This window comes from Metabacillus sp. KH_069 (genome assembly GCF_057838075.1).
The window spans coordinates 2660632-2682203 of the sequence record NZ_CM174460.1; the positions used below are offsets into that span (position 1 = coordinate 2660632).

Here is a 21572-nt window from a genome sequence, read left to right on the forward strand (position 1 = left end):
TTCCCGCAAACAAAAAAGACAACTTCAATCATTGAGTTTGAGTAAGTACTTAAGCTGTTTTTTTCTGGATTCTGGAGAATCATAAATGCTGTTTGATTCCTCAATTTACCTTTCTTTCGGTATTAGGGGAATCACAGGGGCTGTTTGATTCCTCTATTTTGTTTTCTGCCGGCTTTTGGGGAATCATAGAGGCTGTTTGATTCCTCTATTTTGCTTTCTGCCGGCTTTTCGGGAATCACAGGGGCTGTTTGATTCCTCTTTTTTGTTTTCTCCCGGCTTTTCGGGAATCATAGGGGCTGTTTGATTCCTCTATTTTGTTTTCGGCCGGCTTTTCGGGGATCATAGGGGTTGTTTGATTCCTCTATTTTGTTTTCTACCCGATTTTGGGGAATCATAGAGGCTGTTTGATTCCTCTATTTTGCTTTCTCCCGGCTTTCGGGAATCATAGAGGCTGTTTGATTCCTCTATTTTGCTTTCTCACGGTTTTTTGGGAATCATAAAGGGTGTTTAAATCATTAAAAAACACAAACAACGGGTGCTAAATTAACATCAATTTAGCACCCGCATTAATCGTTTATTGCTTGCCGTTTTCCCCGAGGAATTCAAAGATGATTTCCGTTAATTGTCCAGGTTGCTCAAGCATCCCCATATGTCCGCTGTTTTCAAGCACACGTTCAGTAATATGATTTCCCTTATGTAAAAAGGTTTTTTCCGCAGGGATAATTTGATCATTTCTGCCTGCTATAAGCAGAATGGGCAGGTCTTCTTTTATAAGGACCTCTTGCAGATCAGCCCGGTTTTTCATTGCCTCTAATGCTCCAATTGCTCCGTACTCAGAGGTTTTAAAGCCGATTTGTTTGGCTGACTCCACTTCACCCTTTAATTTCTCTAAATTTCCGGGCGCAAATAGCTTTGGAATTAAATCTTCAATAAATCCTTCTATTCCCTCTTGCTCAATGCGCTTGATGCCCTTTACGCGATTAGCTTTTCCGCCTTCATCATCAGGAAGTGCAGTTGAATGCAGAAGCGAGAAGGAATGGAGCATATCTGAGAATCTGTTTGCAAAAGCAAGGGTTACATATCCACCCAGTGAGTGGCCGATCATGGTTACTTTGTCAATTTCGAGAACTTGAATCAATTTTGCAAGATCATCTGCCATGTGTTCAATCCTGTAATCACCTCTGGCTGTGCTTGAATGTCCATGACCTCTTAAGTCTACAGCAATCACACGATATTTTTCCGACAGTTCCGGAATGATTTTTTGAAAGTATTCGCGGCTTCCGCAAAACCCGTGCAGCAGAACAATACAATGTCCGGCTCCATCATCTGAATAAGAAAGTGTGACTTCTCCAACGTTTTGATCATAATGCTCCATGATTAATTCCTCCAGATTTAGACCTCAAGTGTAAGCTACCCTACTTGCTTCCAGCTAAAACATAATCCTTCATGAAAAAACTTGTGACATTCACCCATTCCGATTCATATGTTAATGACGAATGAATAGATGGGAGTGCGCTAATATGAATGAGATGAATAAATATGCTGAAAAAGCCATGATGTACGATATGCTTGCGCAATTTTACAAGTACAGCGATCCTCAAAAGCATGTCTCGTATTATCAGAAACATTTAAATGCGATGCAAAAATGGATCTACAGCATGCAATACCAGGCGGCACGTTTGCCGCAGACTCAAATGGAGCCAGGTATGTCAAGAGTCAGAGTGATTCATGCATCGCCTGACGCACCGGCTGTGGATATTTATGTTAATGGGAAACTGACCCTGCAAAATGTGAAATATAAGGAAATCAGCGACTATCTCCAATTGCCGGCTGGTCAATACCGGGTGGATATATATGCTGCCGGGACAACAAACCGCCCTGTTCTGTCTGACATGTATATGCTTCTTCCAGGCATCACATACACGATTGCAGCTGCAGGAAATCTATCTTCTATAAGACTGATTCCATTTGTTGATCGTACGTTCGTGCCTGCAGGAGAAGCCAGTGTGAAATTTGTCCACTTATCTCCTGATGCTCCTTCAGTTGACATTGCTGTTAAAAATGGCGACATCCTCTTTAAAGATGTTCCATTCCTCGAAGCGACCAAAAACATAAAAGTGACTCCGGGAAAAGTGGATTTGGAAGTGCGTGTGGCAGGAACAGATAATGTTGTCCTGACGGTTCCAAAAGTTCAATTTAAAGCAGATACGGCCTATACGATTTTTGCTGTTGGATTTGCTAATGGGACTCCTCCTCTGGAAGCTTTGGCAGCTATTGGATAATACAGCTAATTTTTAACAAATTGTAAAATTAATAAGCGAATGTAAAAAGCATGTTCGGTTTTCGTAAAAATGACATTTTTCCTCCAAAAATCGATTATGATGAGTTTGACCAGCAGACATGCAGGTTAAAAAATCTCATTCAGATAGGTTACAAGGGAGGAAAAAGAAAAATGAAGAAAGATATGCTATTAAAAGTTGGGGCTTCTTTATTGGCAATTTCATTAATGACTGCTTGTAACGACACAGAAACGGATGCACCTGAAGAAGACAACATGGAAGAAACAGAAGGTACAGAAGAAGAAACTACTGAAGAGGGTACTGAAGAAGAAACGACAACAGAAGAAGCACCTGCAGAAGAAACTGAAGAAGCACCTGAAGAGGAAACTGAAGAAGGCCAATAATAAAAAGGTATACAAAAAGGAGGCATCCGCCTCCTCTTTGCCATATATCAACTGTTTTTCTGTCTTTTCTTTTCATCTTTTAAGTGAAGAGAATAAACAGCTGCACTCAAAAATACCGCGCAATAAGAAACATTCATAAACACTTCATCCGTTTTTTCCTCTGCATACGCAAAATAAGCAATTCCGCCAAAGTACATGGAAATCAGCAAACCTGCCACACTAAACAGCATAAATACGTCTTTCATTCACATCACCTCTTCAGTTTTTCTTTTCTTCGATAATCTTGGCCTGTTCATTTTCATATGCCACTGTATAAGAAGCTCTATATTTCTGCTCAGTTTTTTTGCCGTTTTGTTTTACCTCAGCGATAATGTCTGCATTTACTAGAATCTTTTCACCTTTTTTTTCCGTTTTGAGATCCTTTATTTTAATGGATAATAGATCTTTAAACTGATTTCTGAAGGCTTCATATGACATTTCAGACTGCCAGCTGCTCCCTATTAATGAATAGGCCGTTACATAGTCTTGGAAGTCAAGGCTTTCTATGTAGTAGCTGATTAAATAATCAGCTGTTTCTAACTTTTTATTTTCACTGATTTTCTCTGAATCGTCAAGACCCAGATTGGCAGGAAGAGATTTCATCGGATTTTGAGACCAGCTTTCTGCTAGAGGGAGGATATCTTCAATAGGTATGCTGAATCCGATCTCTCCTTCTTCCATTCTGGCAGAATTCATTCCGATGACTTGTCCATTTTTCCTATCTAAAAGAGGCCCCCCGCTGTTTCCAGGTGCAATAGGTGCAGAAATTTGATGGACTCCGGAATACTTGTAGGGAGGCAGGTCAAAATCACGATTTGTTCCACTGATAATCCCTGTTGTAACCGTATTCTGAAACCCAAGCGGACTTCCAAGCGCCAATATTTCCTGCCCCAGCTCTGCATCATGATCCTTCGATATGTGCAAAGGCTCCTGATTCTTTAATCCCTCTGCTCTCACTAATGCAACATCTGTCTCCGTGCTGATGCCAATCACTTTCCCGTCAAATCCTTTTGCATCCGTGGTTCTGACTTTAACATCTTTGACACCTGCGACAACATGAGCGTTTGTGATGATGTCTCCCTTATTATTATAGAGAAACCCGGAGCCGACTGTTCCATCTTCAAGCTCCACCATGACAACCTTTTTTTGAGCTTCTCTGATGATTTCTTTTAAATCAAGTTCAGTCTCCTCCTGTTTATCCTTATTTTCATGAAGTATTTCAGACTCAGCAAAAACATCTTCAGCTGCAGAATTCTGAATGCGTATGAAGCCTAAAACTCCTGCTGTGATAATTAGAATAGACAATGTAATGCTGATCAGCCAGTTTTTTTTCATAATCCTGCCTTTCTTTGATACCTTACAATATTGTTTTTAAAAAATTAGCTTTGGTACCATGAAATATTTTCAATCGTGAATGTAACTTCCTCATTAACGCCATATGTGATGTGTTCAAATTCTGCTTCATTTCCAGGCTTCAATTCATTCGGATACACGTTTGTTTTGCCTCTTTCAATCTCTTTCCCATCTTTTGTTGAAACGGAGAATTGGACGGTTATAGAGTGAATCGCAGATTTAGAGATATTTTTAATTTTCCCGGCGGTTTTTGCATCTCCAAACTCATCGACTGTCACTTTCGTTTCTTGTACCTTTACTGTTTCTTCTTTTAGCTTTTTTTCTTCTTTAGCCGCTGTAACTGCTTTCTCAATTCTTTTTTGTTCAGCTTGTTCAAATGCCGTTTTTTCAGATATGATTTTATCTTTTAGTGATAAAAGCTTTTCATTGTCCCCATCATACTGCAATGCTTTATCCACTGTTACTATGGCTGAGTTGAATTGCTTTTGAGATAAATCTTCTTCTGCGTTCGATGACCCGATCATGACCATTTTGGATTTGATTTGATTTTTCACAATGTCCGCTTCAGCAGCGTCAAGTACAGTAATTTCTTTGAGTTTTTCAGCCAGCTGTTCGATTGAATTCAATTCATTTATTTGTTCTTTGATTTCTCCAACTGTTACATGCATATCTGCTTTGATGAGTTCAGACTGCAGCAGGCTGTATAGGGGGGATGAATGCCCGCTGATGATTCTCGTTAAAAGATCAATCTCTTTAGAGGCTTTCTCATAGTTGCTGTTTTGAATATGCTTTTTTATTTGTTCTAAATCATGTTGATAACCTTGCATCTGTACGATCAGCTCTTTTTCCTGTTTCAAAACATCATAATCACTTCTTATTTGGATGCCCTGTTCAGCATAGTGAAGAGCTTTCCTATATTCCCCTGCTAAAGCTGCTTGCTCCGTCTTTCTTTGAAGAGTGACTACTTTTTCATTTTTGGCAGCTTCGAGTTCGTATGCAGCAAATAATAGACCTGTTACCAAAGCTAAGCTTGCCGCTGGAAGTATGTATAATGAGCGTTTAGATAAACGATAGTGTTTCCGTTCTCTGTCATCCATAAATAATCTTTTTCCGCAATGCGGACAGTAGTTTGAGAATTTTTCTATCTCTTTTTCTCCGCAATAATGACATTTCATGAGGGCTGCCTCCTTTGCCGGCAGGTCCTAAACCGCCTAATTTCGACTAAATCTTTTCCTAGTATACATGCTTCATTTTGTTCCTTCTACTCTGAATAAATCTGCTGAGTTCACTGAATATATGACTTACTTCCTACCTTTTAAATGAACACCATTGTGAAAAGGTTTGCTTAGAAAACGATGTTCCCATAATCATTCATTTTTAATGCCGGATATTTTTAGTACGGTGTCTTTTGAATCATTTTCAGGAAAAAGAAAACACCATATTCACAGAAGAATATGGTGTTTTAAACGTACTCAATTTTGAATATCCATCGGAACATAAAGTTTGAATTTAATATCATCATTTTTCAGGTCAAATGATTCCGCTTTAGCGCGCAGGTTGTTTTTAAATTTAAGCTCCGTAATTTGAACATCAATGCTTTCATTCTTCGGATCAATGTACACATATTCCGGCAATGGATAAGTCTTTTTAATATAGCTCATGACGTATGGAACTGGAATTGGCAGGCGGCCAATAGATAATCGCTTCACCTTCAGCAGCATATTGCCGTCTTCCTTCACTTTGGGATCAAAGGAAAGAGTAAGATCAACGTCTTTATTGAATGCTTTTACGGTTCCGTATAAATTCACTTCTTCTTCAAGCTCTACCCTATAATTCAGCTCTTTTGCTTTTGCTTCTTTAACCAAGTAATAATTAATCAGCATATTGAGATCTTTTTTAGAAGAACTCACAGTAAAAGGAATTGTATCTGAGCTTGTAAGCTCCGCAGTCTCCGTTTTCGGCCGTTCAGCAGGCAAAAACGGCGAGACGATAAGAAAGAGCAGAAAGATAAGGTTTAAGCTGAGTAAAACAATAAAGGCTATTTTCCATTTTCTCATTCAGTAATCATCCAATCTTTTTAAATCTAGTCTGAGAGACTTGAATATACCCTGTCTGCTATTAATGAATACCCTGTTTCACTCGGATGAAACTCATCAATATAAAGAAGTTTCCCAACCGATTTAGAAGAAAAAAGGTCTTCCGTCGGAACGAATATGGCGTTGCCGTCTTTCATAATAATACGATTTGAAGCCTGGTTCCATTCTTCCACAATCGTATCAATTTCACTGAGCTCAGGAAGCATAAATTTAAAAGGGTTATATAAACCTGTATAAACGATGACTGCATCAGGATTTGCTATGCGGACTGTATCAATGATTTTTTTGAACCGTTTTTCAAACAGAGGCTGTTCCTTGCGGTATGGTTCAAGTTCAAGATTCATAATATGATTGCGTGTAACCTTCATAATATCATTTCCGCCGATGGTCATCAAAATGATGTCGGCATCTCTCAATTTTTCAATGACTTTTTCTTTCCCCAGAACTTTTATTAAATCGGACGTTTTATGACCTCTGACTCCAAAATTGGACACATCAACAGACGAAATGTTTTCTTCCCGCTGCAGAAGATCGCTGACATCGCCGACATAGCCGCCGTTATTATCGGCATCGCCTACTCCAGCTGTTAAAGAATCCCCTATAGCAACTACATTTAAATTACTGGGAACAAAGTTTTTGGGGATGGGTTCCTTCATCAGATACTCTTTATTATTAACCGGTTTTGAAGCCACATCAGCAGGTTTTCCTGAAAAGGCATCACAGCCGGAGAGCAGCATCAATAATCCCAAACACAAAATAAACAGGCTTCGAATCGTCATCATCCCCTTTCATCGTTGTTTTAGCCTATGATTATATCATGTAATTGCGTACAGTTACAGCGAAAAACGAGTGGTTAAATATTGCTGAACTTTCAAACGCGAGACATAAAAAAATCCGCAAGCAGCGGATATTTACCTCATTTTATTTTTTTTACATCTTCAATAATTTCATCATAAGCTACATTTTCTACTCCATCATAGTCTTTCATAACCTTGCCGTTCTGATCAATTAAATAAAACAGCGTGCCGTGAATGACTTGATCCTGTCCTTCTGGCTTCTGAACGATTGTTTTGAAGCTGCTTTTAGCAAAATTGTCGATTTCCTTCTGAGAATATCCGGTCAGAAAATCCCAATTTTCAAGGGATAAAGGATATCTGCCTGCAAATTCCTTTAATTTTCCAGGCGTGTCAACCTCAGGATCTACACTGAAGGATACTAGACGCACATCTAATCCCTCATCTTTCAGCTGTTTCTGCAATTCGGTCATATGTGCTGTCATTGGCGGGCAAACCGTATCACAGCTTGTAAAAATAAAATTCGCTACCCATACTTCCCCTTTTAGGTCAGTTAAACCTACCGTTTTCCCATCCTGATTTATGTAGGAAAAATCATCAATTTCATAATTAAGCGCACCTTTAATTCCGATTGAGCCGCATCCTGTTAAAAGAGTAATAGCAAGTACAAATAATAGTATGTAATGTTTTTTCATTGAAGGTGTCACCTTTCCTTTTAATCCAATATGAAAAGTTTAACAAAACATTCAAGGAATGGGAAGCATATGCTTGAAAGTGGTTTCACCGTTCAACAGATCGACACATTTATCCGCCCTTCATGACCTTGATAAAATCAGCCAAGAAAGCGTCATAATTAAATTTAACCGCAATCCGGTGAATGGGGTAATCAGCAAGTGTTTGATAAGGTCTGAAGTCTGCTATACTCTGCCCCCTCGCATATTCAGATTCAAGAATAATTTTCACAGGTTTTTCTACAAATGTGATTTGATTTTCCCTCACTGCAGCCCAAAGAGTCAATAGGTCATGCAAAGGTCCGCCCGCTATTTCCGGCGTATTTTTTTTATAAAAATTTGTATAAAAGTCAATCATCGGTTTAAGAAGTTTTCCCACTTTATCGTTGTTTTCCTGATAAAACTGATCTAAATCGCTAATCACCTCTTCAGGTATGATCGCATAATTGGTGACGTTCAGCGGAAAAATGGTGACTCGTTTTGCGACGGTCATCACCAGATTTGCTGCAGCGGGATCGCCGTAAAAATTTGCTTCCGCAACCGGTGATACATTTCCCGGATAAAGAAACGCCCCTCCCATGACAAAAATCTCTTTAACCTTGCCAAGCACTGTCGGAAATAAAACAAAAGCAGTTGCAAGAGATGTCAAACGGCCCACATTCACAATGGTTACATCATAATTGTACTGAATAATAAGGCTGCGGATCAGCTCAAAATTTTCAAAATCACCTTGGGAAGCTTCAATCTCAGGAACAATCGGACCAAGCCCCTGTTCACCATGTACCTCAGGATAATAAACAGGATTTTCACCAGTAAGCGGTCTTGCTGCCCCGCCAATAATTGGAATATTGCTTGTCTTGGTCAGCATTGTAAAATATCGTGCGCTGTTTATGGCTGTCTGCTTGGATACATTTCCATAATCCGCAACAATGCCGATCACTTCTGTTTCATTATCATAATAGCTGTACATCAAAGCAACGATATCATCCACGCCGAAATCACCAAAGAACAGAACTCTTTTAGCAGCCATCCCCACACCCCTTTATATATATCTATATGTGATGGGAATTCATAAATTGTTCAATTGTTGAAGCGGTCAGATATGATAGAGTATGAGTATCTAACTAAAGCAGGTGAATTCCTTTGAAAGTAAGCGTTCAATTCGTCATGACAGCATTTTTGGCAGGTTCTGTTTTACTAACAGCGTGTCAGGAAAACGGCAGCAGTGAAGAAAAACACGAACACGGCGGCCACTCCTCCTTTAATAAGAATGGGGATATTCAGGAAGAAACGAAGTCAGCATCTGTCCTCCCCTCCTTTCTTAATGAACAGCCTGATGAAATCAAAACCCTGTATAAGGCAGCTGCAGAGCATGAAGAGCTATTAAGCTACATGCCATGCTACTGCGGATGCGGTGAATCAGCCGGTCACAAAGATAATGGAAATTGTTTCATTAAAGAACGCAAAGAAAACGGGGCCATCATTTGGGATGATCACGGAACAAAATGCGGAGTGTGCCTTGAAATTGCTGCAAAAGCTATAATCGAACATGAAAAAGGCATGTCAATGAAAGATGTGCGCGATATGATTGATGAGCAGTATAAAGAGGGTTATGCAGGACCGACAGAAACGAAGGTACCTGAAGTTTAAGCAGAAAAAAACGGATTTTCCCGGCGGGAAATCCGTTTTTTGATTTGGCTGTTTTCGCATAGGTTGTTGTTTTTCATTACAAATGATGCCCGTTCCTTTCCGCTCCACTAAGGTTTTTTAACATCTATCTAATAGCAACAATATTTACGAAAAGAGCTTTTAATTTAGAATGAGTTGCCGTCGCCCACATTGCTGTTTATGGCACTCTCCAGAAAATACTGTTTTCGTAAAACATAGATTTTTATTTTTTACCTTTACGAGACCATATTACCACTGGAATTAGTAATAAGGACAAAATCCCTCCAGCAAATGATAATGCTGGATAACTTGAACCTGCCACAATCATTCCCGATAAGGCTCCGCCTGCAGCTCCTGACAACGCAATCAAAACATCCACAGTACCTTGAGTTTTGGCCCGGGTAGAAATTTGAGTAGAATCAACAATAAGTGCAGTCCCGCTTATCAAGCCAAAATTCCAACCTAATCCAAGTAAAGAAAGAGCAATGACTAGGAGAACCATAGAATCTCCTGGTGCAAATGCTGCTATTAAACCTGCCATAAGCAATGTAGTTCCAGAAGCAATAGCCATTGCAGTACGCCCCAGCTTATCAACAAGGATACCAGTAACCAGCGAAGGGAGATACATGGCGCCTATATGAAACCCAATAACAAGACCTACTGCACCCAAGTCATGTCCATGATGTCTCATATGAACGGGTGTCATTGTCATAATAGCTACCATTACAATTTGAGTAAGAACCATAATAGCTGCACCAACGATTATGCCTTTTTTGTTTTCTGTATTTTCAGTTGTTGCTAAATGTCCTTTATCACTAAGTTCTTGGTTTGATGCTTCTATCAATCTAGCTAAAACTAATGGATCTGGAAGAAGCATGGTGAAAAGGACAACACCTGCTAAGGCATATGCCGCTGCTGCTAAAATGAAAGGACCTGCAAGTGACGGAACACCGATAGAGAGAGCGAAATTCCCCATTACATTCACTAAATTTGGACCTGCAACTGCACCAAAAGTTGTAAAAACCAAAGTAATACTAATAGCAGTCGCTCGCTGTTTCCTATTCGCCAAGTCCGTACCAGCATAACGGGCTTGTAAATTTGTTGCTGTCCCTGCACCATAAACAAGCAGGGAAGTAAATAACAGAAATACACTATTCATAATTGCTGCAATTATGACTCCTATCGCTCCAAGTCCACCAATCATGAAACCCGCTGTCAGACCTATACGACGTCCATAACGTTGAGAAAGTCTCCCAACAAATAAAGCTGCTCCTGCTGACCCTAAAGTAAATAGAGCTGAAGGAATTCCAGCAAACGCATCAGTACCAAGCATTTGCTGTGCAAGTAGTGCCCCCACAGTAACTCCTGCTGCTAATCCTGCACCACCAAAAATTTGAGAAATACCGACAACAAATAATGTACGGTTGTATAGTGTTTTTTGTTTTTCTGAAGAACGAATGTAGCTTTGTAACGAAGCTGTTTGAACGTCTAACCCTTCTGCACTTTTTTTGTGTAACATAAACTAACCTGCCTCTCTATAAACCTAATTCTATTTCTTATTAAACTTCCGCCTGACTAGATTTGAATCATTATAATACGCACAAAAAACACATGGATTTCTCCATGCGTTCTTCAGCCCTATTCAGCAAAATACATAAATCCTATAGCACCTGGACCTGTATGTGTTGAAATAACAGGTGTTGTATAGCAAATATCAATTGGGTAGTCTGCATTCATTTCAAGCAGAGCATTTTTAAGGTTTGTTGCAAGCGCCAGGGAATCTGCATGCGCAATGCCAACCGCTTTTACTGTTTTGTTTTTCACATCTTCTGCAAACTGCTTGGCCAGAAATTTAACAATTTGTGAGTGGCTGCGCACTTTTGTTACAGGAGTGTAGACACCATCAGCAAGTGACGCAATCGGCTTGATATTAAGAAGGGAGCCGATCATCGCTTTTCCTCTGCCAATTCTTCCGCCTTTAACAAGGTTATCAAGCGTGTCAACCGTGACGAAAAGCTGGCTGTTTTTGCGGATGTGTTCAATCCGGTCGAGGATTTCCTGTTTAGAGGCACCCGCCTGGGCCATTTTTGCGGCTTCAATCACTTGAAAAGCAAGTGCTCTTGAGATAAACATGGAGTCGATGACCGTAACATCCGCATCAGTCATACCCGCTGCACTTTCGGCTGAACGAACGGTGCCGCTCATGCCTCCTGTCATATGTATAGAAATGATGCTGCTGCCGTCTGCACCGAGTTCATCATATACTTCTGCAAACTTTCCAGCAGGCGGCTGCGAGCTTTTCGGAAGCTCGTCCGCATCTTTCATCTTTTTAATAAATTCTTCCGGTTCTATGTCCACACGGTCAAGGTACGATTCATTGTCGATGACGATCGTCAGCGGAACTACTTTTATATCGTATTTTTCAATCATCTCATGACTAAGATCTCCTGTGGAGTCAGTCACAATTTTAACCTTTGTCAACGGTATCACTTCCCTATTAATCTAACTAACTATCTTGTATTATACCCTCAATTAAAGATGTTTCAATCTTATTTGCTTTCAATTCTTATGGAAAACCCATTTTTAGCTTTTAAATAAAATGGATATTTTATTCTCATTAAAAAAGGCAGTTTTCGCATAGATTGTTGTTTTTAATGATAAACTTGTCCGTTCCTTCCGCTGCAATCCACTCACGGTTTATATATGGTATAAAATTACGAAAAGAGCCTAAAAAGAAGAAAAGACCGCTATTGTTAATGCGGTCTTCCGGTGTGCTATGCGTTATGTTTTAAAATGACTGGTTGATAAATGGCTTCATAATCTGGCCACTTTATTGATTTTTTTAAGTAATCCCTGAACGAATAGACATCATTTGGATGCTTCTGTGAGGTGATTTTTGATAAAAACGTCTGCAGGCGGATTTGAACGAGAAATCGGTATTGATTATCTTCCTCCAATACTGGAATATCTGTGATTTTTACCTTATGTCCATTTAACAGCTTGAACTCTAGGCTCTTGAATAACAAGTTATCAATCCTCTTTTTCACCCGTTTCTTATATTATAACCCAACCATATGCAGAAGTCTGTCTAATTGTGTCACCCCCGGCTAAAATTTTTATCTTAAATTAGATAAAAAGATGAAATAGACTGCTGTCTTTTTTTACTTCAGTAAATGGAAAACCTTTTCGCTGCATTCTATTCAGCAAGCCCGTGTAATCCTCTTTGTTTTTGAGCTCAATTCCGACAAATGCAGGACCGCTGTCGCGATTATTCTTTTTCGTATATTCAAATCTGGAAATGTCATCGTTCGGACCAAGCACTTCATCAAGAAATTCCCTGAGGGCGCCTGCACGCTGCGGAAAATTCACAATAAAATAGTGCTGAAGGCCTTCGTACATCAGCGAGCGCTCTTTCATTTCCTGCATCCGGCCAATGTCATTATTTCCTCCGCTCACAATACAGACAATATTTTTGCCTTTGATTTCGTCTCTATAAAAATCAAGTGCTGCGATTGGAAGAGCACCTGCAGGTTCGGCAACAATTGCATTCTCATTGTACAGACTTAAAATGGTGGTGCAAACTTTTCCCTCTGGCACAAGGATATGATCATCCACTGTCTGTCTGCAGATTGAAAAATTGTGATCTCCAATCCTCTTCACTGCTGCTCCGTCAACAAATTTATCAATATTGTCGAGCTCTATTACTTCACCTGCTGTAATCGATTCCGCAAACGACGGGGCGCCCTCAGGTTCAACGCCAATGATCTTTGTGCCCGGGGAAACTTGTTTAAAATAAGTTCCGATGCCTGAGATCAGTCCGCCTCCCCCAATACTTGCAAACACGTAATCAAGCTCTGCATCGCAGTCATTCAAAATTTCAATTGCAATCGTTCCCTGCCCTGCGATAACCTCTAAATCATCAAATGGATGAATAAAGGCTCTTCCCTCGGATTCACTGCATTCTCTTGCCTTTTTGTATGAATCATCAAACGTATCGCCCGTTAGAATGATTTCAACATGCCCTCGTCCGAAAAGCTCTACCTGGGAAACTTTTTGTCTTGGGGTTGTGGATGGCATAAAGATTTTGCCGTGAATATTCAATTGCTTGCAGGAATACGCCACACCCTGTGCATGATTCCCGGCACTGGCACAAACAATACCATTAACGGTTTCTTCTTTCGTCAGCTGTTTAATTTTGTTATAGGCGCCTCTTAACTTGAAAGAACGGACAATCTGAAGATCTTCCCTTTTCAAGTAAACATTGCAATCATATTTTTCAGAAAGGCGTTCATCTTTTTGAAGAGGTGTATGAATAACAACATCTTTCAACAAATGGTGCGCCTTTAAGATGTCTGCCACATGAAGGGATGGTTCAAGATTCATCATTTGTTTCATCGGTAAAATCCTTTCTGCATCAATGATTTAATTGGAACATTATATCATGAATATTCGAAATTAAAAGTTATTATTAAAAAATTCTCATAATTTCTTTACATTGGAGGTTTTTCTTATGGAATTCGAACTAAAGTCTCCTGGCGGAGCGCTTCCGTGTCTTGTCGTAGCAGATGAAGACAACGGGCGTTTTATGATCAGAAAAGAGGATACAAGCGGTGAGGTTTTTAATTCAGCACATGAATTAACTCAGTGGATCAAAGAAAACTGGTCAGAGGAACAGTTTGAAAACCCCTCTCAATTCAGGCGATTAGTAGAAAAATTAAAAAGGTATTGATGAAAATGCACCAATCCTATTTGTAATTTAAAATCAAAAAATTAATTTTATTGGTTCCATTTAGTTGTGTTTGGGTGTTATAATAAAACCAATTAATCATTCAAGGAGATGAAAGTCATCGAAAAATATGCATCTTTTGAAGATATTATTGGAGAACATCCACTTATCATTGAAAAAAAATTTCTCGCCAAAAAGCTCGCAAAAGCAAATTTGCCGATTATTATAGAAGGACCGACCGGCAGCGGCAAACAGATGTTTGCACACGCCATTCATCATGAGTCTGAAAGGTCAGAAAAGCCGTTTGCGGCCATTAACTGCAGTACATATTCAGAAGATGCCCTTGAATATGAGCTTTTCGGCAATGAAAATGATCATAAACAAGGACTATTTGAAGAAGCCGATGGCGGAACTATTTTTCTAAAAGAAATTTCAAGCCTGAGCCTCAAGCTTCAAGCCCAATTGCTTCGCGTCCTGCAGGATAAACAAGTGCAGAAAATTGGCTCATCCAAATCCGTCATAGTGGACGTCCGGATCATTGCATCATCCGCTGTACAATTAACATCTTTAATTGAAGAAGGCAGACTGCGGGAAGACTTTTACTATTATCTTAACGTATTAAGGCTGACCTTGCCGTCTTTAACCGAACGCAGCAGCGACGTTCCAATCCTGTCCGCTTCATTTATTAAACAGCGGAGCCAGGACATCCGCATGGATAAAAAGGTATTGGACATTCTCACAAACTACCAATGGCCTGGAAATGTGCTGGAACTTAAAAATACAATGGATTATTTACTCACAGTCTGTGACGGCCGTTCCATCCAGCTGCACGATCTTCCTAAAGATCCGTTTATGACGCAGGAGCCTGCCAAACAGAAAAAAGACCCTAAAAATCAAAAGGATAAGCCGCTGACTCTTATGGATAAACAGGAGTATCTTTTTATTCTGGAATCCATCCGTTCAAGCAATGAGGACGGAGAGCCTGCAAGCCGGAGAATGATCTCTGACAGCAGCAAGAATTCACGTCATCCCCTAACCCCTCAGCAGGTGAGGCATCGACTCGATTTTCTCGAGAAGAATGATTATGTGACAAAAGGGCGGGGACGGGCCGGAACGAAAATAACCATCGAAGGCCTTGATTTCCTTCAGTCCTTAACCGAAAATCTGCAAACCATGCAAAAGGAGGCAGTGCAAAATGGAATACTCGATTAAAGAAGAAATTGCAAATGCGATAACACATGGGATCGGTGTCCTGCTCAGTATACCGGCACTGGTTTATCTGATTATTTTTGCCTCTAAATATGGGGACGCCTGGCATATTGTCAGCTTTTCAATCTTTGGCGCAACGATGATCCTTTTATATCTCTTTTCAACCTTGCTGCATGCCATACCTCACCGCAAGGCAAAGGATGTTTTTGAAATTCTGGATCATTCCGCCATCTACTTGCTGATTGCAGGCACATATACACCATTTCTGCTTGTGCCTCTCAGGGGAACATTGGGTTTTACCCTGCTTGGTATTGTTTGGGGACTTGCAATCGCAGGAATCGTGCTGAAAATTTTCTTTGTTAAGAAGTTTGTTATTTTATCAACTCTCGCCTATATCCTGATGGGCTGGCTGATTATTATCGCCATTAAACCGCTGTATGCATTTTTAAGTCCTGAGGGATTTGCGCTTCTGCTTACTGGAGGACTGCTGTATACGATTGGAGCGATTTTCTATGTATGGCGAAGAATCCCCTATCATCACGCCATCTGGCACGGCTTCGTTTTAGCGGGCAGTGCAGCCATGTTTTTCTGTGTTCTGTTCTATGTACCGGATGTACCATTTATATAAGATAAACAAAAAACTCTCAGAGGCTTAGCCTCCTGAGAGTTTTTGCGATTGTAAGCCTTAATTCTTCAGCCGTTTTCTTTAAATCTTTCCCTGTATAATCTTCTGGAAAAAATGGCTCGCACACTGTTACTTTGACGTTTGAAGATTTAAACCTCCAGCCGCCATGCTTTTCCATGATGTCATAGGTCCCGTCAATAGCAACAGGAACGATTGGGACGCCTGCGCCCGCTGCCATGCGCAAGGCACCTGTTTTGAACTCGGCCAAATCTTCTCCCTTGCTTCTTGTGCCCTCCGGAAAAATAATCAGGGAATGTCCTGCTTTCAATTTTTCTGCGCCATCTTTTAGAGAAAGCACTGCCTGTCTTCTGTTTTTGCGGTCAACAAACACACAATTCATCACTTCCATCCACTGAGGAAGAAACGGCATTTTTTTCACTTCCACTTTAGATAAAAAACCTGCAGGCTTCTTCAGTGAACTCATCAGCACCGGAATATCAAAATTGCTCTGATGATTGCTGACAATAAGGACTGGCCCTGCCGGCATGTTTTCTTCCCCTTTTACACTTACAGTTGATCCGGAGGAACGAACGAGTGACCTTGCCCAGTTTTTTGGAAGCTCATGGACAGCTTCATCTTTTTTTTGGACAGATAGCCTTGGGTCTATTTTCTTGACTCTTTTTAAAGTCGGCAAACTGTAAATTAAATATCCAATTCCGTAAATAACGGTAAATAACATTCTCAACATCGTGTTTCTTCCTCCAGCTGTGCACAAGAAAACCGGAATCGCCCGTTTAGCTCCGACAGACAGATAAGGTTCCGCCAGTAAAGGCGCTTTTTGCCTTTACTGGCGGAGCCGTTCTGGCCGAGGAGTTGGGCGACTCCGCTTGCCATCAAAGCGCAAAATTTTATACTTTCTTATCTTTTAAGAAAAGCCTCTCGTCAAGCGAGAGACTGTTGATTGCATCTTCTATTTTTCAAAAACGATAAATTCATAGTCATACGGATTTTTTTCATCTTTTGGACCTTTTTCCCGATGAATGATTTTGTATTGCTCTTCTTTAAACTCAGGAAAATAAGTATCTCCCTCAAACGTTTCATCTATTTTCGTCACATACAGTCTGTCCGCTGAATGCAGACACTCTTTAAAAATTTCAGCCCCGCCAATGATAAAGAGATTTTGATCTGCATAAGCTTCATTTACAAGCACTTCATCCAAAGAATGAATGACTTTGATTCCTTCTTGTGAATACTGATCATTTCTTGTGAGGACGATATTCTCTCTTCCGGGCAGAGGTTTTCCGATTGATTCAAACGTTTTTCTTCCCATTAATATCGGATGCCCCATCGTAATCTTCTTGAAATAAGCAAGATTTGCCGGAATCCGCCAAGGAAGATCATTGTTGCGCCCGATCAATTGGTTTCTATCCATTGCCACAATCATGGAAATCATACGCTGACCGCTCCCTTTATATGAGGATGAGGATCGTAGCCTTCTAAAGTGAAATCTTCATATGTGAAATCAAAAATGGATTTTACAGCAGGATTCAGTTTCATTTTTGGAAGCTGCCGCACATCGCGTGTTAACTGAAGGTCTACCTGCTCAAGATGATTTTTATAAATATGCACATCTCCAAATGTATGAACAAATTCACCCGGCTCTAAATCCGTCACATGGGCTACCATCAGCGTTAACAGAGCATAGGATGCAATGTTAAATGGAACACCAAGGAAAACGTCTGCAGAGCGCTGATAAAGCTGACAGGACAGCTTGCCGTCAGCTACGTAAAATTGAAAAAAACAATGACATGGCGGCAGTGCCATTTTATCGACATCTGCAGGATTCCATGCACTGACAATAAGTCTGCGTGAATCAGGATTGTTTTTAATCTGGTCAATCACCTTTGCAATTTGGTCAACCGTCTCTCCGTCAGCCCCTGCCCATGAGCGCCACTGATGTCCATAAACAGGACCAAGCTCGCCATTTTCATCGGCCCATTCATTCCAAATGCGCACTCCATTTTCCTGAAGGTATTTGATGTTCGTATCTCCCCGCAAAAACCAGATTAGTTCATGTATGATTGACTTCAAGTGAAGCTTTTTCGTTGTTAAAAGAGGAAATCCTTCTTTTAAATCAAATCTCATTTGATATCCGAATGTGCTGATTGTTCCAGTTCCTGTCCGGTCTTCTTTCACGGATCCTGATTCGAGCACATGCTTGCATAAGTCCAAATATTGCTTCATTTAAAGACACTTCCTTCGTATAGATACTAGAGATAATTGTATAGGAAGTTTCACTCGTTTTCTACCGTTTTGTGAAGTTTGGAAATAAATCGATAGGATAGCGGAGCTTTTTCACGCAGCTCATCTCTTGTTTTTTCATTCAAATAATACATCGCAAAAATCTCTGCGAAATATTCTTCAGGAAAACGTTCAAAGTATGTTTTGCCTGGAAAAAGCATGCCGGACTCCTGTTTCCATATATTTAAATAAAAAGGGCTCTTCCTAATGTTTGCAAACACATTCCGGTCAGCGGCGTGCGCAAACTCATGAAGCTCCAGAGAAACAGAACCATGGCCCCTCCCAAATTGACTATGTCCTATCTTGACGAAGACTCGATTATCTTCTGTCATTCCAGGCACGCTGTCCCAGTCGGATTTGGTTGAATGTCCCTTTGGAGTTAGTCCTCTTAAGTGCTCTAGCCCCTTTTCTTCGGTCAGCTTCCCTGTAAATAGTTTGATTGTCACGTTGTGCTGCATTGCTTTTTCCAAAATAACAGGATGAACTTGATTTAAATGGTTCACCATATCTTCTGCAGCCTGCTCTGAAAAGGATTGATCAGGTAAGTAAACCATTTTGTTAAGCGCTGAGCCGGATGAGAGCGATACTTTAGAAGAAAGCGAATGATTTTCAAGAAGACTGCCTGAGGGAACATCTGCAAAAACATATTGATAGATTGAAAACATCGCTGATAGCGAAATGATGAGAGCAAGCAGTTTGATTTTTGTCATATATGTATAACTCCTAGAAGGATTTTCTGACTGTTTCGAACAATATATATATGAAAATAGTAACATATTGATTTTTTGCCGAATAGACATTGGACCCTGTAACTTTTATGCCAACTTCACCATATGATGGAAATTATCATGGAAATTGGGTGAAAAACATGAGGATGTTAATTAACAGGAATATTCCTTATAGACAGCGGCAGGAGCTGACTCAAGAAGTAATTGAAGTTATGACGCTTAAAAGCTATATGGTGTTAGACGGACTGACATCAATCGGACTGATCTCCATTTTTTATTTGTATTTCAGGGGAATCCTTTAGAAAAAGAAGACAAATAAAAAAAGCCGCAGGGTGCGGCTTTTTTATGCTGACGGATTAAACGCCAGTGCTGTTGCTGTGACTAGTTTTTTTACGGTAATAATTAAGAGCAAATGTACCTGCAAACATCACAAGGATGATAATGAAGAATACTGAGTGCTCAATATGAATGTGAGCGACACTTAATCCCATTTTCACTGCGATAAGTGCAATTAAGATGTACGCAGTTGTTTCAAGTTCAGGAACTTTGTCAATCAATTTAAGGAATACTCCTGCAACTCCACGCATCATAAGAACACCTAGAACTCCTCCAAGAAGAAGAACCCATACCTGCTCACTGACGCCGAATGCTGCAAGAACGCTGTCTACAGAGAATGCAATATCCATTAATTCAACTGCAACAACTGTTCCCCAGAATGTACCGAAAAGACGAATAAGAATACCTTTTTTATTAATACCGCCGTGCTCTTCTTCACCTTCAGCATTTTCTTTTGATTTATCCATGAAGTATTTTACAGCAAGCCATGCAAGATATGCTGCACCTAGAATCTTAACCCACCATAGTTTAATTAAGAATACACCGACACCGATTGCAATGAAACGGAAGATGTATGCTCCAAGCAAACCATAGAATAAAGCTTTTTTCCGCTGTTTTTCAGGTAAATGTTTAACCATTACAGCCAGTACAAGAGCATTATCTGCTGATAATAACCCTTCGAGAATTACTAATGTACCGATAAGTCCCCATGCAACTGGATCAGTAAGAACTTCTCCCCACATTTCCCAATTGAAAAATTGTGCGTACGTGTCAAGCATTCCTTGCAAAATTGACATCTACCATTTCCTCCTAAACATTACGTTAACTTTTTCATTATACTGAATAAAAGATTGCTTGTTAAGTATTTTGATGTTTCGTCATAAAATATACATCTTTATTCGATATCTTCCTTTTGCCTATACGTTTGGGCAGACGAAAAGTTTCATACTGAAAGCAAAAAAAACGCATGAAATGATTTCATGCATTTGAATCTTTATACTGTTGCCTGTGTCTGTCTGCCATCTGCAATATCTCTGGCCCGATGTGCCATCCTGCTTGCAGCAGCAGCTGCAAGGGCTGCAACAAGATCATCAAGGAATGTATTGACACGATTTCCGCTGTGTTCATCCAGAGCTTTGATAATGCCGAATTTTTCTTTATCCAAATAACCAAAATTGGTCAAGCCGATAGAGCCGTATACATTTACGATGGAAAGCGGTATGATTTCATCAATGCCATAAAGAGGTTCATCTGTTTCAACAAGATGCTGCAGCGGCTGCGGCAGCAGTTTCTGTTCAGCAAGCTGATCAAGTGCCAGGCCTGTTAAAACGGCATGTACAATCTCCCGTTTATTTAAAACCTTCTCTACATTTTCCACACAATCTTCAAGCGTTATATTCGGAATGTACTTTCGCTGAAGTGTCATCACAATATCAGCGATATCCTCTAATGTAACACCCCTGTCATTCAGCATTTCTTTCGTCGTTATCACCATTTCATCGATTGTGTATTTGCTCAATGGACATTGCACCCCTTTAATGTGTCATCCAATTCGGCGGCATATTCTGATTCCAGTAGATGCTGCCAAGTTCATGATGCTTTTGAAATGAATCATGGTGCGTGTGATAGTGAAAGTTGAACCAATATCCCTGCTTTGGCGGATGATCGCGGCGGACATGAAATCTGAGGACATCCTGTCCCGTTTGTTTATTATATAAGTGAAAAATTTTCTCGCCTTTTCCGTCTGCAGGTTTCTTTGAGATTGCCAAATCCCTGATATCTTCATCAGAGTACTCATCAACATATTGTTTAATCGCTTCTTCCATCTTCGGAAGAATGATCTGTCTGAATTCATCCTCTATGACGGTTCCGATTTTGTCTCCGAATTTCTGAAAGGATTGAACCTCGGCAGCTGCTACAAAAGTTGATAGGCAGTTTTCTTTGGGCTGTTGCCAGTAAGCGGTTTCATCGGTGAAGAAATGTTTGTCTGAGTTTGTTAATTTAGCGGTTGAATCTTCAGAGGAATGTTCCTCGACTGTGAGGGCAGCTGGAGGAGCAACCATTCCGAAGGTTGCAATTGTAAATAAGATGACAAGCGTTTTCCGCATCCATTTGTTCATCATGTTATGTCTTCCTCCCAGTCTTCCTATTATAATATTATTCTATCATAGATAAATTCTAAATTTATAGAAATTTTTCGCAAAAAAGAAAATCCATTGCCTCAAAAGGGTTTTAAAAAGATATGAAAAAGTTTACACTAAAGGGGATGTTGGAAATAAAATA

The 21572-nt window shown here is 40.1% G+C and carries 26 protein-coding genes; 7 read left to right on the forward strand and 19 right to left on the reverse strand.

Annotated features, from left to right (window positions below; translation table 11 throughout):
- Positions 1–574 precede the first annotated feature (574 nt).
- The gene (locus AC3ISE_RS13190; protein ID WP_489221344.1) at positions 575–1375 is read right to left on the reverse strand and encodes an alpha/beta fold hydrolase; all 801 of its coding nucleotides are present in this window, start codon (positions 1373–1375) and stop codon (positions 575–577) included.
- A gap of 145 nt (positions 1376–1520) precedes the next feature.
- Here AC3ISE_RS13190 and AC3ISE_RS13195 point away from each other — a divergent pair, with 145 nt between their 5' ends.
- Entirely contained in the window at positions 1521–2282 is a 762-nt protein-coding gene (locus AC3ISE_RS13195) for a DUF4397 domain-containing protein (RefSeq protein WP_489221345.1), read from the forward strand.
- A gap of 170 nt (positions 2283–2452) precedes the next feature.
- The gene (locus AC3ISE_RS13200; protein WP_489221346.1) at positions 2453–2683 is read left to right on the forward strand and encodes a hypothetical protein; all 231 of its coding nucleotides are present in this window, start codon (positions 2453–2455) and stop codon (positions 2681–2683) included.
- A 47-nt stretch (positions 2684–2730) separates the two neighbouring features.
- Here the strand turns inward: AC3ISE_RS13200 and ypmT are convergent, their stop codons facing one another.
- The 7 genes from ypmT to AC3ISE_RS13235 all read right to left on the reverse strand — a co-directional run bounded on the left by ypmT (position 2731) and on the right by AC3ISE_RS13235 (position 8726).
- Positions 2731–2928, reverse strand: coding sequence for a protein YpmT (gene ypmT / locus AC3ISE_RS13205; protein ID WP_489221347.1), 198 nt, complete (start codon positions 2926–2928; stop codon positions 2731–2733).
- A gap of 13 nt (positions 2929–2941) precedes the next feature.
- A complete protein-coding gene (locus tag AC3ISE_RS13210; RefSeq protein ID WP_489221348.1) occupies positions 2942–4057 on the reverse strand; it encodes a S1C family serine protease in 1116 nt (371 codons plus the stop codon).
- A gap of 44 nt (positions 4058–4101) precedes the next feature.
- Positions 4102–5250, reverse strand: coding sequence for an FxLYD domain-containing protein (locus AC3ISE_RS13215; RefSeq protein WP_489221349.1), 1149 nt, complete (start codon positions 5248–5250; stop codon positions 4102–4104).
- A gap of 297 nt (positions 5251–5547) precedes the next feature.
- Positions 5548–6132 carry a YpmS family protein gene (locus AC3ISE_RS13220; RefSeq protein ID WP_489221350.1) on the reverse strand — a complete coding sequence of 195 codons (585 nt, stop codon included), beginning with the start codon at positions 6130–6132 and terminating at the stop codon, positions 5548–5550.
- 26 nt (positions 6133–6158) lie between these two features.
- Positions 6159–6953, reverse strand: a complete 795-nt coding sequence (locus tag AC3ISE_RS13225; protein WP_489221351.1) for an SGNH/GDSL hydrolase family protein — start codon at positions 6951–6953, stop codon at positions 6159–6161.
- Positions 6954–7087: 134 nt separating this feature from the next.
- Positions 7088–7660: an SCO family protein gene (locus AC3ISE_RS13230; protein ID WP_489221352.1), complete on the reverse strand. Its 573-nt coding sequence runs from the start codon at positions 7658–7660 to the stop codon at positions 7088–7090.
- A 109-nt stretch (positions 7661–7769) separates the two neighbouring features.
- Entirely contained in the window at positions 7770–8726 is a 957-nt protein-coding gene (locus AC3ISE_RS13235; protein ID WP_489221353.1) for a nucleoside hydrolase, read from the reverse strand.
- A 137-nt stretch (positions 8727–8863) separates the two neighbouring features.
- On the opposite strand from AC3ISE_RS13235, the gene AC3ISE_RS13240 reads away from it, so the two are divergent.
- Complete coding sequence (locus AC3ISE_RS13240; RefSeq protein WP_489224334.1) at positions 8864–9346, forward strand: PCYCGC motif-containing (lipo)protein; 483 nt, start codon at positions 8864–8866, stop codon at positions 9344–9346.
- A gap of 241 nt (positions 9347–9587) precedes the next feature.
- Here the strand turns inward: AC3ISE_RS13240 and AC3ISE_RS13245 are convergent, their stop codons facing one another.
- From AC3ISE_RS13245 to ilvA, 4 genes are all read right to left on the reverse strand, one after another.
- Entirely contained in the window at positions 9588–10883 is a 1296-nt protein-coding gene (locus AC3ISE_RS13245) for an MFS transporter (protein ID WP_489221354.1), read from the reverse strand.
- 119 nt (positions 10884–11002) lie between these two features.
- A complete protein-coding gene (locus AC3ISE_RS13250) occupies positions 11003–11845 on the reverse strand; it encodes a DegV family protein (protein ID WP_154319193.1) in 843 nt (280 codons plus the stop codon).
- A gap of 293 nt (positions 11846–12138) precedes the next feature.
- Positions 12139–12390: a DUF2535 family protein gene (locus AC3ISE_RS13255; RefSeq protein WP_070877898.1), complete on the reverse strand. Its 252-nt coding sequence runs from the start codon at positions 12388–12390 to the stop codon at positions 12139–12141.
- 100 nt (positions 12391–12490) lie between these two features.
- Complete coding sequence (gene ilvA, locus AC3ISE_RS13260; RefSeq protein WP_489221355.1) at positions 12491–13759, reverse strand: threonine ammonia-lyase IlvA; 1269 nt, start codon at positions 13757–13759, stop codon at positions 12491–12493.
- Between the two features lie 115 nt (positions 13760–13874).
- Between ilvA and AC3ISE_RS13265 the strand changes: the two genes are divergently transcribed.
- From AC3ISE_RS13265 to trhA, 3 genes are all read left to right on the forward strand, one after another.
- On the forward strand, positions 13875–14093 hold the full coding sequence (locus AC3ISE_RS13265; RefSeq protein WP_489221356.1) for a hypothetical protein: 219 nt from the start codon (positions 13875–13877) through the stop codon (positions 14091–14093).
- Positions 14094–14201: 108 nt separating this feature from the next.
- The gene (locus AC3ISE_RS13270; RefSeq protein ID WP_489221357.1) at positions 14202–15302 is read left to right on the forward strand and encodes a sigma 54-interacting transcriptional regulator; all 1101 of its coding nucleotides are present in this window, start codon (positions 14202–14204) and stop codon (positions 15300–15302) included.
- Complete coding sequence (gene trhA, locus AC3ISE_RS13275; protein ID WP_309194082.1) at positions 15286–15927, forward strand: PAQR family membrane homeostasis protein TrhA; 642 nt, start codon at positions 15286–15288, stop codon at positions 15925–15927. The genes AC3ISE_RS13270 and trhA overlap by 17 nt, the downstream gene beginning before the upstream one ends.
- A 16-nt stretch (positions 15928–15943) precedes the next feature.
- Here the strand turns inward: trhA and AC3ISE_RS13280 are convergent, their stop codons facing one another.
- The 4 genes from AC3ISE_RS13280 to AC3ISE_RS13295 form a co-directional block, all read right to left on the reverse strand.
- A complete protein-coding gene (locus AC3ISE_RS13280) occupies positions 15944–16672 on the reverse strand; it encodes a lysophospholipid acyltransferase family protein (protein WP_489221358.1) in 729 nt (242 codons plus the stop codon).
- 222 nt (positions 16673–16894) lie between these two features.
- Positions 16895–17377: a dihydrofolate reductase gene (locus AC3ISE_RS13285; protein ID WP_489221359.1), complete on the reverse strand. Its 483-nt coding sequence runs from the start codon at positions 17375–17377 to the stop codon at positions 16895–16897.
- Positions 17374–18168 carry a thymidylate synthase gene (locus AC3ISE_RS13290; RefSeq protein WP_489221361.1) on the reverse strand — a complete coding sequence of 265 codons (795 nt, stop codon included), beginning with the start codon at positions 18166–18168 and terminating at the stop codon, positions 17374–17376. The genes AC3ISE_RS13285 and AC3ISE_RS13290 overlap by 4 nt, the downstream gene beginning before the upstream one ends.
- A gap of 50 nt (positions 18169–18218) precedes the next feature.
- Positions 18219–18935 carry an anthrax toxin lethal factor-related metalloendopeptidase gene (locus AC3ISE_RS13295; protein ID WP_489221362.1) on the reverse strand — a complete coding sequence of 239 codons (717 nt, stop codon included), beginning with the start codon at positions 18933–18935 and terminating at the stop codon, positions 18219–18221.
- A 158-nt stretch (positions 18936–19093) separates the two neighbouring features.
- On the opposite strand from AC3ISE_RS13295, the gene AC3ISE_RS13300 reads away from it, so the two are divergent.
- Complete coding sequence (locus AC3ISE_RS13300; protein WP_489221363.1) at positions 19094–19255, forward strand: hypothetical protein; 162 nt, start codon at positions 19094–19096, stop codon at positions 19253–19255.
- A 54-nt stretch (positions 19256–19309) separates the two neighbouring features.
- On the opposite strand, the gene AC3ISE_RS13305 is transcribed toward AC3ISE_RS13300, so the two are convergent.
- The 3 genes from AC3ISE_RS13305 to AC3ISE_RS13315 form a co-directional block, all read right to left on the reverse strand.
- A complete protein-coding gene (locus AC3ISE_RS13305; protein WP_489221364.1) occupies positions 19310–20086 on the reverse strand; it encodes a TerC family protein in 777 nt (258 codons plus the stop codon).
- Positions 20087–20283: 197 nt separating this feature from the next.
- Entirely contained in the window at positions 20284–20808 is a 525-nt protein-coding gene (locus tag AC3ISE_RS13310) for a phosphatidylglycerophosphatase A family protein (protein ID WP_489221365.1), read from the reverse strand.
- Positions 20809–20824: 16 nt separating this feature from the next.
- The gene (locus AC3ISE_RS13315) at positions 20825–21409 is read right to left on the reverse strand and encodes a YpjP family protein (RefSeq protein WP_489224335.1); all 585 of its coding nucleotides are present in this window, start codon (positions 21407–21409) and stop codon (positions 20825–20827) included.
- Between the last annotated feature and the right edge of the window lie 163 nt (positions 21410–21572).

Bases quoted from the DNA above. Each gene is read 5' to 3' on its own strand.
- AC3ISE_RS13190 (WP_489221344.1), bottom strand. From the start codon at position 1,375: ATGGAGCATTATGATCAAAACGTTGGAGAAGTCACACTTTCTTATTCA.
- AC3ISE_RS13195 (WP_489221345.1), top strand. From the start codon at position 1,521: ATGAATGAGATGAATAAATATGCTGAAAAAGCCATGATGTACGATATG.
- AC3ISE_RS13200 (WP_489221346.1), top strand. From the start codon at position 2,453: ATGAAGAAAGATATGCTATTAAAAGTTGGGGCTTCTTTATTGGCAATT.
- ypmT (WP_489221347.1), bottom strand. From the start codon at position 2,928: ATGAAAGACGTATTTATGCTGTTTAGTGTGGCAGGTTTGCTGATTTCC.
- AC3ISE_RS13210 (WP_489221348.1), bottom strand. From the start codon at position 4,057: ATGAAAAAAAACTGGCTGATCAGCATTACATTGTCTATTCTAATTATC.
- AC3ISE_RS13215 (WP_489221349.1), bottom strand. From the start codon at position 5,250: ATGAAATGTCATTATTGCGGAGAAAAAGAGATAGAAAAATTCTCAAAC.
- AC3ISE_RS13220 (WP_489221350.1), bottom strand. From the start codon at position 6,132: ATGAGAAAATGGAAAATAGCCTTTATTGTTTTACTCAGCTTAAACCTT.
- AC3ISE_RS13225 (WP_489221351.1), bottom strand. From the start codon at position 6,953: ATGATGACGATTCGAAGCCTGTTTATTTTGTGTTTGGGATTATTGATG.
- AC3ISE_RS13230 (WP_489221352.1), bottom strand. From the start codon at position 7,660: ATGAAAAAACATTACATACTATTATTTGTACTTGCTATTACTCTTTTA.
- AC3ISE_RS13235 (WP_489221353.1), bottom strand. From the start codon at position 8,726: ATGGCTGCTAAAAGAGTTCTGTTCTTTGGTGATTTCGGCGTGGATGAT.
- AC3ISE_RS13240 (WP_489224334.1), top strand. From the start codon at position 8,864: ATGACAGCATTTTTGGCAGGTTCTGTTTTACTAACAGCGTGTCAGGAA.
- AC3ISE_RS13245 (WP_489221354.1), bottom strand. From the start codon at position 10,883: ATGTTACACAAAAAAAGTGCAGAAGGGTTAGACGTTCAAACAGCTTCG.
- ilvA (WP_489221355.1), bottom strand. From the start codon at position 13,759: ATGAAACAAATGATGAATCTTGAACCATCCCTTCATGTGGCAGACATC.
- AC3ISE_RS13265 (WP_489221356.1), top strand. From the start codon at position 13,875: ATGGAATTCGAACTAAAGTCTCCTGGCGGAGCGCTTCCGTGTCTTGTC.
- AC3ISE_RS13270 (WP_489221357.1), top strand. From the start codon at position 14,202: ATGAAAGTCATCGAAAAATATGCATCTTTTGAAGATATTATTGGAGAA.
- trhA (WP_309194082.1), top strand. From the start codon at position 15,286: ATGGAATACTCGATTAAAGAAGAAATTGCAAATGCGATAACACATGGG.
- AC3ISE_RS13280 (WP_489221358.1), bottom strand. From the start codon at position 16,672: ATGTTGAGAATGTTATTTACCGTTATTTACGGAATTGGATATTTAATT.
- AC3ISE_RS13285 (WP_489221359.1), bottom strand. From the start codon at position 17,377: ATGATTTCCATGATTGTGGCAATGGATAGAAACCAATTGATCGGGCGC.
- AC3ISE_RS13290 (WP_489221361.1), bottom strand. From the start codon at position 18,168: ATGAAGCAATATTTGGACTTATGCAAGCATGTGCTCGAATCAGGATCC.
- AC3ISE_RS13295 (WP_489221362.1), bottom strand. From the start codon at position 18,935: ATGACAAAAATCAAACTGCTTGCTCTCATCATTTCGCTATCAGCGATG.
- AC3ISE_RS13300 (WP_489221363.1), top strand. From the start codon at position 19,094: ATGAGGATGTTAATTAACAGGAATATTCCTTATAGACAGCGGCAGGAG.
- AC3ISE_RS13305 (WP_489221364.1), bottom strand. From the start codon at position 20,086: ATGTCAATTTTGCAAGGAATGCTTGACACGTACGCACAATTTTTCAAT.
- AC3ISE_RS13315 (WP_489224335.1), bottom strand. From the start codon at position 21,409: ATGAACAAATGGATGCGGAAAACGCTTGTCATCTTATTTACAATTGCA.